At 44.7% G+C, this 15100-nt stretch carries 15 protein-coding genes and 1 tRNA gene; 4 read left to right on the top strand and 12 right to left on the bottom strand.

The genetic code is table 11. The features are described from left to right. Positions 1–16: 16 nt before the first annotated feature. From VDIS_RS08165 to VDIS_RS08130, 8 genes are all read right to left on the bottom strand, one after another. Positions 17–1177: an MFS transporter gene (locus tag VDIS_RS08165; protein WP_013336761.1), complete on the bottom strand. Its 1161-nt coding sequence runs from the start codon at positions 1175–1177 to the stop codon at positions 17–19. A 31-nt stretch (positions 1178–1208) separates the two neighbouring features. Next, complete coding sequence (locus VDIS_RS08160; protein ID WP_013336760.1) at positions 1209–2615, bottom strand: MFS transporter; 1407 nt, start codon at positions 2613–2615, stop codon at positions 1209–1211. A gap of 34 nt (positions 2616–2649) precedes the next feature. Further along, positions 2650–3297, bottom strand: a complete 648-nt coding sequence (locus VDIS_RS08155; protein ID WP_013336759.1) for a protein-L-isoaspartate(D-aspartate) O-methyltransferase — start codon at positions 3295–3297, stop codon at positions 2650–2652. Positions 3298–3354: 57 nt separating this feature from the next. Further along, positions 3355–3735, bottom strand: a complete 381-nt coding sequence (locus VDIS_RS08150; RefSeq protein ID WP_013336758.1) for a DUF779 domain-containing protein — start codon at positions 3733–3735, stop codon at positions 3355–3357. Positions 3736–3884: 149 nt separating this feature from the next. Further along, positions 3885–5552, bottom strand: coding sequence for a hypothetical protein (locus VDIS_RS08145; RefSeq protein WP_245522484.1), 1668 nt, complete (start codon positions 5550–5552; stop codon positions 3885–3887). A gap of 258 nt (positions 5553–5810) precedes the next feature. Continuing rightward, positions 5811–7352, bottom strand: coding sequence for an aldehyde dehydrogenase family protein (locus tag VDIS_RS08140; protein WP_052885926.1), 1542 nt, complete (start codon positions 7350–7352; stop codon positions 5811–5813). 122 nt (positions 7353–7474) lie between these two features. Then, entirely contained in the window at positions 7475–7810 is a 336-nt protein-coding gene (locus tag VDIS_RS08135) for a hypothetical protein (RefSeq protein ID WP_013336755.1), read from the bottom strand. Positions 7811–7843: 33 nt separating this feature from the next. Continuing rightward, positions 7844–8776, bottom strand: a complete 933-nt coding sequence (locus VDIS_RS08130; protein WP_013336754.1) for a hypothetical protein — start codon at positions 8774–8776, stop codon at positions 7844–7846. Positions 8777–8986: 210 nt separating this feature from the next. Here VDIS_RS08130 and VDIS_RS08125 point away from each other — a divergent pair, with 210 nt between their 5' ends. Next, positions 8987–9805: an ABC transporter substrate-binding protein gene (locus VDIS_RS08125; protein WP_013336753.1), complete on the top strand. Its 819-nt coding sequence runs from the start codon at positions 8987–8989 to the stop codon at positions 9803–9805. Here VDIS_RS08125 and VDIS_RS08120 read toward each other — a convergent pair. Both VDIS_RS08120 and VDIS_RS08115 read right to left on the bottom strand, forming a co-directional pair. Further along, complete coding sequence (locus VDIS_RS08120) at positions 9800–10195, bottom strand: hypothetical protein (RefSeq protein WP_013336752.1); 396 nt, start codon at positions 10193–10195, stop codon at positions 9800–9802. The genes VDIS_RS08125 and VDIS_RS08120 overlap by 6 nt on opposite strands. Before the next feature lie 46 nt (positions 10196–10241). Further along, positions 10242–11438 (bottom strand): mandelate racemase/muconate lactonizing enzyme family protein, encoded by a 1197-nt coding sequence (locus tag VDIS_RS08115; protein ID WP_013336751.1) that lies wholly within the window; start codon positions 11436–11438, stop codon positions 10242–10244. Positions 11439–11519: 81 nt separating this feature from the next. Between VDIS_RS08115 and VDIS_RS08110 the strand changes: the two genes are divergently transcribed. From VDIS_RS08110 to VDIS_RS08100, 3 genes are all read left to right on the top strand, one after another. After that, a complete protein-coding gene (locus tag VDIS_RS08110; protein WP_013336750.1) occupies positions 11520–12956 on the top strand; it encodes an MFS transporter in 1437 nt (478 codons plus the stop codon). A gap of 65 nt (positions 12957–13021) precedes the next feature. Continuing rightward, positions 13022–13504, top strand: a complete 483-nt coding sequence (locus VDIS_RS08105) for a PaREP1 family protein (RefSeq protein ID WP_052885925.1) — start codon at positions 13022–13024, stop codon at positions 13502–13504. A 41-nt stretch (positions 13505–13545) separates the two neighbouring features. After that, positions 13546–13644: transfer RNA gene (locus tag VDIS_RS08100), tRNA-Thr, on the top strand. A 54-nt stretch (positions 13645–13698) separates the two neighbouring features. Here VDIS_RS08100 and VDIS_RS08095 read toward each other — a convergent pair. After that, complete coding sequence (locus VDIS_RS08095; RefSeq protein ID WP_013336748.1) at positions 13699–14523, bottom strand: P-loop NTPase family protein; 825 nt, start codon at positions 14521–14523, stop codon at positions 13699–13701. Beyond that, entirely contained in the window at positions 14501–15019 is a 519-nt protein-coding gene (locus tag VDIS_RS08090; protein ID WP_013336747.1) for a hypothetical protein, read from the bottom strand. Before VDIS_RS08090 ends, VDIS_RS08095 begins: the two co-directional genes overlap by 23 nt. Positions 15020–15100: the final 81 nt, after the last annotated feature.

Raw genomic sequence — 15100 nt, 5'->3', positions numbered from 1 at the left:
AGGTTGGGTCTAAGGGTTAATCAAACATAACTCTGTGTGTAACGCTTCTTAGGTTTACCGTAGATATCAATGCCAGTACTGAGCATATTGCCATTACAATGCCAATGCCCAGCCCTAAGTCATTACTGAATGCCATAGCGACCAAGGCCGGTCCAATACCACCCAATAACCTGCCTAGGGTAAATATGAAATTCGAAGCAGTAGCCCTAATCCTAATTGGGTATAATTCACTCATCCAAACACCTAAGTATGCAAATACTGAGCTTGAGAAGTACGCCAGAGCTAATGAGTAGGGTACCACGTGCATTAATGGAGCCGTGGTTGATACTATAATGAGCAGTATTGAGGCTATTAGGGCAACTATGGAGAGTATTATCAATGTCCTATCCCTACCAATCACATCTGATAGGTAGCCAGCCAATCCATAGGCCACAGCACCAATTATGGGTAGGACTATTAACCAGGTGCTTAGTGGTTCGATTCCAATGATCCTCATGTATGTCGGCGCTAAACTGGCTAGGGGCACCGTTAGTAGGAATGCGGAGGCCACCAGTATTGTGCCGAATATCGTTATCAACAGGTAATTACCACTGAATAATTCGCTGTAATTGACCCTAGTGATTCCGACCTTCCTGACCGTCTCAGGAATTATAAAAACCCAGGGAAGTGAGACCAATAAGCTAGTAATACCAATAAGCATGAGGGCGAGTCTCCATTCTGCCACTAGACTAGTCACTATGGCGTCTATCATCAACCCCACAAAGTAAAGGCCCTGAACAACACCACCAATTAACCCCCTGCCCCTGGACCAGTTTTCAGCGATCACTGAGTATGTAATTCCATTCTCAGGATTAACGCCAAAGCCAACGAGAAACCAGGTTATGTATAATACCCATATGTTCATTGCAAAACCCGCGGTTAACGTCGCTATGGAGAATAATATAATGGACACTGCCAGTCCAACCCTACGACCGTAAGCGTCCGCAATCATCCCGATGATAACACCACCCACCGCGCCGCCAATGAATGATAAGGTGACTGTAAATGATAATGCAGATATACTTACATGCATTACCCTCGCAATTTCAGGGAATAGGTACGTTATTGAGAATACACAATACGCACTCATTAAGAATGGTATTAACACGCCAAGCATCACTAATACGCGTGACCTCATAGGTCAAGTCATTACCAGTAATAGTAATTATTTATTTCTCACGCAGTAATGATGTGTATACGCCTAAGAAGCTTAGCACGGCCGATATCACCAGCACTATTCTCAACCCAGTAATGAATGATTGGTATACCGTGATATTACCCATCATTATGCCCGTGAATAGGTAAAGGCCTGCGTACCTACCCAGGTAACTAACCAGTATTGCGCTGGCCACGGTAATGCTCAGTAACTGACCCATGAAACGCATTGTGCCTAGGACGCCGGAGGCAACTCCGTACTTATCAGGGGTGACTGAGCCCATGACCGAGTTCGTGTTAGGCGCTGAGAAGAAGCCGAAGCCTATCCCCAGGACCATTAGGGAGATGGCTATGTAGATGGCATACTTAATATTCAGGAGTAGGAGCATTACGAAGGCCAGGCCTATTAAGCCCATGCCCAATGCCGCTATCTCCCTAGAGCCATACTTATCAGAGAGCTTGCCGCTGACGGGCGATAATGCCGCCATGAACACGGGCTCCGAGACTAGGATCAACCCGGCAATGAATGGGTTATAACCAAGGACGACCTGCAGGTATAGTGAGAATAGGAATGGTACCGAGTACGTACTAATGTAGTTAAGCAGTGCGGTTATGTTCCCAGCCATAAACGAAACATTCCTAGTGAATAGGTTAAGGTCAAGCATTGGATTCACGACCTTCCTCTCAATCACTATAAATGCCGTAAGAGACGCGATGCCAATAATTAATAGGTATAGGTAACGCAGCCACCCACTCACGGCCGACAATATTAAGTACATCACAATGGACAAAATTGCTAAAGTGAAGGTAAGGGCACCCAAGTAATCAACCCTCACAACACGCCTAGGAAGTTCAATACCCTCCATCGAGAGCCAGGATATCGCCAGACCAACCGCCGTTAACACAGTAGTTATTATCAAGACAAACCTCCAACCAAGGAATTGCGTTATTAACCCGCCAAAGAATGGGGCCGACGTTAAGCCCAGGTAAACAGCCATCGCGTTTATACCAAGGGCAAATCCACGCTCACCCTCAGGAAATACCTGGCTCACAATGGCGGCGGAGCCTGGTGATAGTATTGATGAACCAAAACCCATTATTAATGACGCAATTATTAATACGTAAATGTTGGGCGCTAATGAGCCGAGTATTGAACCTATTAGGAACAGTATGAAGCCCACCCTAAACATTCTGACCCTACCGTATATATCGCTTAACCTGCCCAGGGTTATCATTAATGTTGGTAATGGTATAAGGTATATTATTGGTACGTAAATTAGAACATCCAGTGGTACATGGAAGTACCTACCCAATACCGGCGTTATGAAGGAGAGAACGGTTGAGTTATAGGGCGTTTGGAAGGCGGCTAGGGACGTCGTAAACAATATCAATTTCTTCCTACCACTGCTTAACTTTATCATAACCAACTTATTTTTCAATATCGGATTAAAAGCATTATTCCTCGCTATACCTCATCTTGACGAAGGATACGTAGGTCACGGGCCTCATGTGGGGTACACCATCCTCCTTAGTAACCACGTAGAGTACCTGGGTAAACCTCTCCTCAATTGGTATAACCATTATGCCATCACTCGATAACTGCTCAAGTAACTTGGGCGGCACCCTGGGGGCGGCTGCGGTAACGAGTATCCTATCAAACGGCGCATACCTGGGCAGGCCCTTTGAGCCATCGCCAATGAACACATGAACAACGCCTAAGTAACCCAATTTAGCCAGGTTTTGAGTGGCGTAGAGGGCAAGGCCTGGGTAATACTCAATAGTATACACTGTGCCCTTCCTCTCCATGGCTTCAGCACACACTGCGGCGTGGTATCCAGTGCCCGTGCCAACCTCAAGTACCCTAAGCCCAGGCCTAAGATCAAGTAATTCGCACATCATGGCGACCATGTGAGGCGCTGAGATTGTTTGGCCATACATAATTTCGAGTGGTGTATCTTCATAGGCGTAAAGCCTTAGGTAGCTTGGTAGGAATTCTTCACGGGGTACGCTTAGCATGGCCCTTTCAACCCTATCACTCCTGATTATCCCCTCATCCTTAAGCATATTAACCAATCTCCTCCTTGCCGATGCAAAATCAATCATTACAATACTTACCTGCAATAAATCCTAATAACCCTTCCCACCCAATAATCAAGCCCATTATTGAGGAAGCTTCATACTTAGGTTCTTCGATAATGAAACCTTCATAGCCTTAAAACCAAGCCTCAACCTAACACCCTCAAGCACATCAAGCGAGAATGAATCATCAACAGCCCCATTAAGCGGCTCAACCCTAAGCGTGAGTACCCAACCATTGTAGGACTCCGCCAAATTACGCTCTATGTAAAACGGCACGTCATCAACCCTACCAACCTCAACATAATCACTACCAACGATGAAATCACTAGCCCTATATATCTGCGGTTCCGTTGGTGAGCAGCATCCGTGTCCAAGGATTATAATGATATCGCCGTACTTCTCCTTCATATTTTTAATCAATTCCTTAACATCATCCCCAAACTCAACACTTACATTCAACACATTCCCGCATGTTGATGTCCAACTTAAAAATCTTACTGATCATTCAATGAATAAATTAATAAAATATACTCAATAAATACCCGTAAATAAATGATAATAATTTTAGGTTACTGATAATTATGATAGAAAGGCCGTTAATCACCGACCCATTAACCGCTACATATTATTGGCATGTAATACGACGTAATACCAGTTATGTACGTACCTGGTGGTGCATTTGCACTATTTAGCAAGAGACTTGATTGAGAGAGACTCACCGTACCACCTGACTGTGGAACCACAACAATGTCCCAGGTGGTATCGACCCAAATTATCTGATAAATCTCATAGGCACATGGGTATTGAGCCGTAATGACGCTATTTTCAAAATCAACATTAAATTGCGCAATAGAAAATGACAAGTTTGGCATAAATACGCTAGCCGGTGATATGTCTTCAAAGGAGTTTGGGAATATTGCACCATTAGCACCATAGCCTATATCGAATATCCACGTAATATTGGGTACCTGTATCATCATGCCAAATAACTCCGGAGCTGCCTGAGGATTAAATGAAGCAATAATGGTCTCACTGGCACCGAGAGGAAGATCCATTCCAACCGTGACAGACGGCACTCCCCCTAAATACACGCCAAAGAATGCATCGTAACTGCTCGTGCTTATTGGCGGTGGATTCCACGATTCAGTGTTAAAGCCACCAAGCACATCACCAACTAATGCGTTGGTTATGCCCTCCTTAAATAATTGATAACCAGAGTAGTAATCAATAGCGCCAACTTGATCATTTATATAGCCATAATTATCATACATTGCCGTACTCTCGGTATAGGCTTCAAAACCAAGAACATTAATAAGGAAATAGTACGCAGGAGGATAGTATAGCCTAACACCGGTGTTTCCAAGAGGGTTAAACGTTGCAAGGCAGGTATCCCAGTAATATGTCCCATTACCATCCACGTAGGCCTCTATGCCATAATCACTAAATGTTTTAGAAAGGAACATGGGGGTCGTCCACACCAACGTACCATTATTAACATATATTCCAGGCGCTAAGCTGGCATAACCTTTACCTTGGAATTTAGCAAACTCGACATAGCATGGATCCGCAATCTCACCAATCACGATTGCTGGCATCATCATGTTCATTATGACCACTGGTAATTGGTTCAGGTACACGGGACCTATCACCAGCCCTTCAACCCCAATACGTTTAGCAATAATTATCATTGGTTGGTGCATGTTAACTGGTATTATTGGGTAGGCTAGTAGGTAGTCATTACTTGGCTCCCCATTAGTGAATATTAACCTGTGATTCGTGGCCACCGCCCATGAATAGGCTAGCACGAACTCGATGATACCCTCATCACTTCCATTTGCGTAAATACCTACGATGTCCCCCTTAGCAATAGAGTCAGCTAGTTCACGAGTGATAGGGCTGGTTAGGTTAATGGTTACTTTACTCATCGGATCGCCGATGACTAGGCTTGACTTAATTAGGGACCAATCAATAACGACAATACTATCATTGGGTAGCTCAGGGAGTTGATTAAGGCTTATGGACTTGATAAGTGACTGATTGATACCAGTGTCAATCAATTTCTGGATCAACGTTGATGGTCCAACCACATAGATTGGCATGTTTAGGCTTATTGTTGATCGCCCATTAGCTATCACGGATTCGTTAATCACGGTATTACCTACCTTACTCATAGCTTTATGCCAGGTAAAGAGTCTCGGTGAGTACGCAATAAGCATGGTAACGGCAGTCACAACCATAACTATCAAGGCGATAGTAATCAACTTAAACTTAGGACTCATCATCATCAATAATGCTCCACACTAAACCCTTTGCTTTGGCTATTCACAAAAAGTGAGTCGAGCAGAATTGAAAATTAATAATATTTCGATTTAACCGTAACTAGCATGTAATGCTAGGTGATCGTGATCCCATATGGACTCTCTGATCTCGATATTCTTCAAGGCGTTATAGCCATGGGTAATACATTACTTCACCAGCTCTGTTAAGTAAGGTGAGAGGTAATGATTAGTTTTACAGCTTATTTAATGGGGACTTGCTCATAGCTTATCAATCTTCATCACGGTCCTCCAGTGCGGCCTATCAAGGCTGCCCGTGGTGTCTACGTAGACCTGCTTGATCTCTAGGAATTCCTCAAGGCCGTATAGGCCTAGTTCACGTCCAATGCCTGACTGCTTATAGCCGCCCCAGATGCCTTCTGTTGGTTGTGTGTAGGCGTCGTTAATCCATACTGTGCCTGCCTGGAGCTTCCTGGCCACCCTTAGGGCCCTTGCTGGGTCTTTGGTGAATATGGATGCTGTGAGTCCGTAAATCACGTTATTCGCTATCTCGATGGCCTCCTGCTCGGTCTTAAATGGTATGACTGCTATGACCGGCCCAAATATCTCCTCCTGGGCAAGTCTACTCTTTGGATCAACATCGTCAAAGATCACGGGACTCACGAAGTATCCCTTGTCATATATGCCACCGCTTAGTTTACCTCCGTCAAGCGCCACCTTGAACCCAGCCTTCTTACCGAAGTCTATGTAGCCAAGCACCTTCTCCTCCTGGGCCTTGGACACGAGTGGCCCCATGTCCGTGTTATCATCAAGTGGATAACCAATGACTAAGCCCTTAGCAACCTCGGCCAACCTATTGACTAGCTTCTCATGCACGCTCTCATGAACCAATACCCTACTAATGGCGCCGCAGGCCTGTCCGGTATTCCTGAGACCGCCAAACACAATAGCCCTAACGGCCTCCTCAATACTTGCATCATCAAACACAATACCTGGGTTCTTACCACCGAGCTCAAGCCCAATCCTCTTAATACTGGCCGCCGCCTGCTGCATGATTAATTTACCTGTCGTGGTCTCTCCAGTAAAGCTGACGTAATCAATCCTTGGGTGCCTAACCAACTCATTACCAACAGTGGCTCCAGGCCCATAGATTACATTAACAACGCCCTTGGGAAGACCAGCCTTAGCCAATGCTCTGTAAATCTCCATGGCACTCATAGGTGTGTAACTGGCTGGCTTCCAAACCACCGTGCAGCCCGCAGCCAAGGCGGGCGCTATCTTCCTAGCCGCCTGAGTCATCGGGAAGTTCCATGGCGATACGGCAGCAACTACCCCAACAGGCTCCTTAAATATCAATGACACATTACCATTGCTGAGTACGATGGAGTCACCATAGACCTTATCGGCAAGGCCTGCGTAGAATTCGAAAATTTCGGCTGCGGCGAGTACATGGGCCCTAGCCTGCCTAATGGGCATTCCATTCTCCAGCGCCACCGTAACGGCTATCCTCTCGGCCTCCTCCCTAAGTATCTCAGCCGTTTTATATAAAATCCTAAGCCTCTGCCTATAGTTCGTAACCCAGCCATACTTATCCTTATCAAAGACCTCCCTAGCCAGGTCAACAGCCCTGTTAAGGTCGTCTGTGGAGGCCTCCTCAATAACGGCGATCGTTTGGTCAAACTGCGCAGGGTTCTCCCTGGTAAATGTCTTGCCCTTGCTTGAGGATACCTCTTCGCCATCTATGAACAATTTGACTCTAACGGGTATTTCTATGGTGAACTTCCCATAGGATACCGTTGGCATCAGAATACTCAATAACACACCTATTAATAAGTATTGCCTTTTAATGCCCATTATTTAATGATTTAGTGATTTTATATATAACATTTATCAATTATAAACGTAAAATTCAAACAATTAATTCATTATTTACCATAATTACATTCAATAATATTTTCCGATAATGCTGATGTATAGTAATTGAACAAAGTATCAGCTGGATTCCTCGACACTAAAATAATAACTTCCTCGGAACCACTCGATAAGTTGATTAGAAAGTGTACTAAATGCTCATCATTGCCTCGATAGACCCTCGCAGTTATACTCCGATAATTACTTACTGGGAGCACATTATTAATTACGTAATTAATTAATTGACTAACACCATCACACCCACTATTTATCATTAGCATTACCTGGTTAGGATCTAGGTCCGAAACTCTCCTATACTCATTACCATGATAAACCCAAACCAGGGACATTGACTCAGCCTTAATGACTAGTAAAATAAATGCTTAACGGGCATTGAGCATGAAATTAACCGCGCCATTAATTAATGAATGCCTACTTGCAACGCTCTGGGACCTCATCATTAATGAATTCATCCTTGGCCATTTGAGGAATATTATGTAATCAAGCTCATTAGGAACAATCGCAAAGCCTGAATCTCTGATGTACTGCCTACTCATTATTTTGTTGAATGTCTCTACATGGACCTCGTAGTAAGTATACTTATGTATAAGCACGGCGTAGTCCACGCCATCCATTAAGTAACTCTCTAATGCCGATAAGCCTCTGTGAACGGTCCTACTTGGATCCAGTATTTTATGGGCTATTGATGAGTGGTTATTTGTTATCACGAGGATGTCGATCGGATTCCTAAAAACAATGGTGTTCATTATACCAATGGACTTAACATTAACCCCAACATGAACTATCTTACCACCCAAGTAATAATCAAATCTCCTAATGACCGATGCCATAGACCGGGTTAAATCATCATAGGGCTCCTCAATAATTTCCTTAGAATGCGGAACTCTCATAATCATCGGACTTGGGTATATTACCTCGCTATCACTGATTAAGTAACCATCATCACCATCACAAACCAAGCCTAAGTCTATCTGGTCCGCCAGCGACATCATTAAGGGTATCTCGGCATAGCCATTATTACTTAGGAGTGCTATTCCATTGCTTATAAGCTCATGAATCAATGAATCAACCTCAGAGGCCCAGTCAGTGATTATTACCGTGCCTGTTGGTAGGACCTCCGCCTGCACACTCTCTATGAAGCCATACTTAAGCCACCGGCAGAAAATGGTCTTGGTGCCCGTGCTTAGCCTCGATAATTTACTGATGATTTTTCTTGGATAATCATCGTTTTCATAATACGGAGTAATTAATTGATTGGTCTCCTTTATCGATTTACCTACTTTGTCAAATGACATTATCAAGCCACGGAAAGCCAAAGGGCTAATAAACCTTTCCCTTAAACATTACCTGGTGATGACGGCTAAGTCAATGATTTGATGATTAATTATGAGCCAGCTGACCATCAGTGGCGAGAAGACCCAATCACGGCTCATATAAGTCCTGGTTCATCACCAAGTAAGGGGTAAGCATTAAACTAAAATTAACTTTAATGCATCATTAAAACCGTGTTACTAACAAAGGCATTAGACGGCACACCACGCAGGATAGTAAGTCTCAACCCATCAATAACGGAATTCCTATTCATAATTGGTGCAGGTAATAGGGTGATTGGCACTGACGTCTGGAGTTACAGGCCCAGGGAGGCTATGAAAACAGTCAAGATAGGGTCATTCACGTCAGCCGATATCGAGACAATTAAAAGGCTAAGCCCCGACCTAATAATACTCTCATACCCAGTACAGAGACATTTAGTCGAGCCATTAAGCGGCATTGCTCCCGTACTCGCAGTCCCAATGCCCGTGAATTTAAACGCCATCATAAGCTCCTTCGAGATGATAGGTAAATTACTTGACTTAGACGAAGAGGCACAGAGGGTAATGGGTATATACATGGACCTATTGAAGCACTCCATTGATGTGGAGAATGTGATAGTCGTTCTGTCCCTCGGTGATTACGTAATACCCTGTGAGACATCATACATAGCATCAACACTTGAAAGAGTTGGTATTAAGTACGTAAGAGGCCTTAAATGCGTTGAGCTTATCACAAATAAGGATGGCGCTTTAAACATAATTAACAGAGTTAACCCGCAACTAGTGATTTATGAGGGAAAGACAAAGGATTACAGACCACAGGAAACGAATTGGATAAACAGACCAACAATACATACGCCGAATGATGTCCTTGCACACTTTGGTCCAAGTCTTCCACTTGACATTCAATTACTAATTAACACCATTAAAAACAAGGAGAAATTTGTAAAGAACACTTCAAGTATTGTAAGACCAAGCCTCGGCGATCCCTGGTACAAGCCCTACCTATGATTGATTATTACGCATCTTCTTAATATTCGGCCTAACATAGTTCTTCCAAACCTCACCAGCCACCTTCTTACCGATCTTCGTTAGGTCATAGTAAATGCCCCTACCACGTCTCTCAGGGTTACGCTGCTTAACCTTCAGCCAGGGCTTAACCGATGATGTAACCTTACCCTTAAGCGAACCCCTAAACTCCTGCAATAAACCAAGCTGAACCAGGCGTTGGACAGCCCTCTCAACCTCATCCTCAGGCACTACTGGTCTCCAGCCAGCAGCACCAAGTAGTCTTCTCGCCAGTAACCAGGGCGTGTCTGGCCCATAATGGTATATGTGGGCAAGTATCTTCTTCTCCAAGTCCGTGAGCTGACTTATTATTGCGTTTATATCGTTCGACATTATAAATATTGATATTTAATGTCTAATTTAAATCAATAACTCGGGATTACCTATACCTCTTCCATGTGCCCTTTATGACCCAGACAGGCTCCTCCTCATGGAATGGCTCCATACCCTCAAACCTCATCTCGGCAAGAACCTTCTCATTAACGTCAACACCAAGGCCAGGTCTGTTGGGCACCCTGTAATAACCATCCTCGAGCCTAATGGCATTGTTGATGATATCCCTCTTCCACTGAGGCCAGAATTCGTAGAAGCTCTCCTGAATTAGCAGGTTATATGCACTTGCATCAAACTGTAGAGTCGCGACGTGCTGCACAGGGCCAAAGGCGTTGTGCGGCGCCAACTCGACCCCATATGCCTCGGTTAAAGCCCTAATCCTGCTCATACCCGTGAAACCCAGGGCATTGGTTATGTCAGGCTGAAGAACATCCACCAAACCCCTCTCCAGGAGCTGCAGTGCCTCCTCAACACTGATTATCCTCTCACCAACCGCAATTCGGACGCCGGGCACCGCAGCCTTTATCTTGGCGAGACCTTCAAAGTTCAGGTCAGGGTGTACTGGCTCCTCGATGAACAATGGGTCGAATTGCTCCATGGCCTTAACCATCTTAATAGCCGTATTAACATTGAAGCGGCCATGAACCTCTATTAATATGTCCACGTACTTACCCACAGCCTCCCTAACAGCCCTAACCCTCTCCACAGCCTCCTCAAGGCCCTCCTCATCCATATGATCGAAGTACGGCCCGAATGGGTCGAATTTCATAGCCTTAAAACCCATGGACACAACCTCCTTAGCCCTCTTCGCAAAGTCGTCAGGTGTTACGCAGTCACTATACCAACCATTTGCATAAGCCTTAATCTTCTCATTAACAAGGCCGCCGAGGAATTGATATATGGGCGCACCGAGGTACTTACCCAGTAGGTCGTGTAGTGCTATGTCAACAGCGCTATACGCAGTAGCTGCCTCAAACGAACGGCTAATGTAGAACTCATGCTTATACCATTCTCTGAATAAATATTCAATCCTAAATGGATCTTTACCAATCATGAACCTCCTAACCTCCTCAATGGCCTTAACGACTTGGTTAACCCTGAGGGTGGGCACGGCCTCCCCATAACCAACCTGTCCATCACTTGTGACAACCCTAACAATTATCGAGACAGAAGCCCACGGCGATGCCTTAGCGGTCGCCAGGTCACTGACTGAGTATATCTCTATATCCTTAATCGTCGTCATATAATTCCAATAATGCGCTCATTTTTAAGTTTGGTCTTTGTAATAAAGGTTTAAAGGAGTCTGAAGCAACCGATGTAATTGATGGATAAGACACAATTTATAGTCTTGGTGCTGCTTACCCTAGCGACATTCATGACCGCACTGGACAGTACCATCGTCGTGTTGGCATTACCTGTAATGCTTACGGCACTTCACACAGACCTATCAATACTCGTCTGGGTAATATTAATTTATATACTCACCGTCACGATATTCTCAACGCAATTGGGAAAGCTCGGTGACTTAAAGGGCAGGGCTAAAATGTTTAATTTTGGCATGATACTCTTCGGTATAGGCAGCGCGTTATGTGGCTTATCGACAAGTGCCATAGAGCTTATTGGATTTAGGACTATACAAGCGCTTGGTGGATCATTAATGACAAGTAATACCATGGCCATAGCCAGTGATTACTTCAGGCCTGAGGAGAGGGGTTTCGTGTTTGGGACAACGTCAATGGGTTGGAACCTGGGCGCTGTGGCTGGTATATTGGCTGGTGGTATCATAACCACGTTCATTGGTTGGAGATGGATATTTTACATAAACGTCCCAATAGCGATATTCAGCTTCATAACCGGCCTGGCATACTTAAAGGATAGGGGTGTCAGGGTTAAGCAGGACTTCGACATTTACGGTGCAATAACCCTTGGGTTATCCCTCGGCCTTCTATCAATGGCGGGGATAACCTATGCCGGGGTTGGTTATAACAATGTCGTAGGTTTAATGATACTATTAGGGCTAGCTTTATTTGCTATATTTATATACATAGAGACTAGGGCAAAGTCACCATTAATAAGCCTAAGACTCTTCAGGATTAAAATGTTCACACTATCAAGCTTCTCTTACTTCTTCCAGTACATGGCCAATAACGCAATATTATTCCTACTAATAATGTATTTACAGGGGGTCAGGGGACTAAACCCATTTTACGCATCAATATGGCTAGTACCTGGTTACCTACTCGGTTCAATAGCGGCGACCTTCGGTGGTAGGTTAGCGGATAGGTCCGACGCTAGGGTAATAGCGTCAATAGGCCTCATGCTTCAGGCCGTGGCCTACGTACTGTATGATACGTTATTGACGTTGACGACACCGTTCTACTACATAACGATAATAGCGTCGATAAGTGGTGTTGGGGCTGGCATGTTCTTCGCGGCCAATGGTAAGATGGTGATGCTGGACGTGCCGAGGGACATGTATGGGATAGCCTCCGGCACGAACAGGACAATCGGCAATATAGGCATACTGCTCAGTTTCATAATAGCCATTGTGGTCTCATCAATGGCGATACCGAGGAGTGTTGCCTTCCAAATATTCGTGGGGACCTCGGTATTGACACCAAGCCTAATGGCGCCATTCATAAACAGCCTACACATGGCCTTCAGGGCATCCCTAGCCTTAGTAGCCGTGGCGATAGCAACATCCTGGAGTAGGACAAGGGTACCGATGACACAGCAAAGAAGGATAGTGGATAGGCCGTAAAACCATGAGCATTCCATAATCGTTAATGATTAAGCATTTTTAAGTAAGGACAGCACCACCTTATGGTGGAGCAATTACCCAAGCCTTGGTTCGACCTCAATAAGTATAGGGAGGTTAGGTTAAGGGAGGCAATGTATGAGACTGAGCTGGCGGAGTCCTTTCTAAATCAGGGATTCATAAGAAACGCAGCGGGCAAGGCATTCCAGGCCTGGAAGGCATTGGTAGCGGCATACGCGGTGGATAAAATAAGTGAATTAAGGAAGTTGTTTCCAGGTATAAAGAGGTTAGGGGGTTTTAGGGTAAGGGTTGAGAAGGTTTATTGGATTGTGGCTGTTATGCCAACAACAGTACTGAAGCCTGTGGCTCAGGTAGTAGGTGGTGATATTGATGTATATACAAACATGGCATTATGGTTATATGAGTACCAATACAATGGGCCAGATAAACAGAGTATACTAAGTCCATACCCAGATGATGAATCTGCATCTAGGGATATAAGGACATTGATAAGTAAGGTTAGGGAACTCGCGGAAAAAGCCATGCAATAACATCACGAAAAACTTAAAATTCCACAGGGAAACACACACACGCCCCGGTAGCTCAGCCTGGTCGGAGCGCCCTGGGGCGGCAGCCCCGTGCAAGCCTTGTAAGCGGGAGGTCCCGGGTTCGAATCCCGGCCGGGGCTCCAACATAAGTCATTATTTTACGTTTTATATATCGAGAGATAAGGTCATTTTAAGTCTCATTCTATTGATATTTCTCCTGCTGTGTCTATTCCGCACTTTATTACATCCATTTTTGTGTTCATTAAGCATATGAGCTGTCTCATGGTTAATGGGCCCAGCGCCTCTATCTTGCTTAGATCTACCTCGCTCAGTCCGTATTCCTGAATAACCTCCTTTAGGTCCTCCCTTGTTACGTAGTCTGGTAGTGTTATTGCGCCTAGTCTCAGTATGTCAAATAGTGGTGTATCGACCTTCGATATTAGGTTAACCACGTCAGGGAGTAGTGTTATTACTATTTTAGTTGATGGCATTGCCTGCATATTATTCCTAAATGCGTGTATTGAATTTATGAAGTCCATTGCCCTCGGATCATCCTGACTAAGCAGGCCCTCATCAACTCCAATCACCAGTGGTGACATACCTAATAGCTCAATCGCATCATTAAGTAATTTCAGGGTCTCCATTGGCTTAAGCCTGGCGCTTTCAACAACCTCATCAGGGCTTGCCTTAGCGAAGGCCTTGAGCAACCCCTTGACACCTGTCTTCTTCAATCTCTCCTGTACATCCCTAACCACGTGGGTGTTGTCTGCGAATACCGTGGATACAATCGCCGATAAGTCCCTATCCCTAACCTCAGTCATGTCAGTATACATGAAGACGCCATCACCCATACCCTCAAGACTGAGGAGTAAGGTTGTCTTCCCAGCGCCTGCCCTGCCAATTATTGCAATTAATTGGTAATCCTCACGAATCATACTCAATAGCTTCTCCCTAGCCGCTCTCCACGAAGGACCAAGCAATCTTATAACTGAGCCCCTATTAGGAACCAAGAGTCTCTGCATCACCCACCACCTTTATCAAGCCATAGTATGAAGAACCAATTTTTAACCTGCGGGAACCACCGTGTGCAAATACGAACCTACCCCTATGGAACTTAATTACCTTAATCAGGAATTCCTCAGCCTCCTTAGTGGGTACATTAAGTCTACCCTCTATGTACTTAATAATATCACCAATATCCGCATAGCCAGATAAGGGATTCGCCAGCTTCCTAATGCCTTCAATAACCAGCGTTAGTGGGTCAACATCCTCCCTAGGCATTAATAGGTTATTCACCCTACTCATCATCTCCCTATCCGTCAATATCACACTCCTACCCTGGCCACTCTTAACAACCTTAGCCTTGCCAATATTCACTAGGTATTGAACAACACCCTCAGGGTCCCTAACCCACTTACCCAGTGTGCTCGTGTATGTGGTATACGCAACCCTAATTCCGTCAACATCCTCCTTACCGAGCACAACACCAACTACGTAGGCCAGGTCGACCCTATCCACGGTATAGACTATAGTCCAGCATTAAATTATGCTATACCTTATAATAAGTAATTATTACGTAGATAATACATGGGTATTAAC

Source organism: Vulcanisaeta distributa DSM 14429, assembly GCF_000148385.1.
In the GTDB taxonomy this organism is placed as follows: Archaea; Thermoproteota; Thermoprotei; order Thermoproteales; family Thermocladiaceae; genus Vulcanisaeta; species Vulcanisaeta distributa.
Note: the sequence above shows the minus strand (reverse complement) of the source record. Positions and strands in the feature narration are given on the sequence as shown.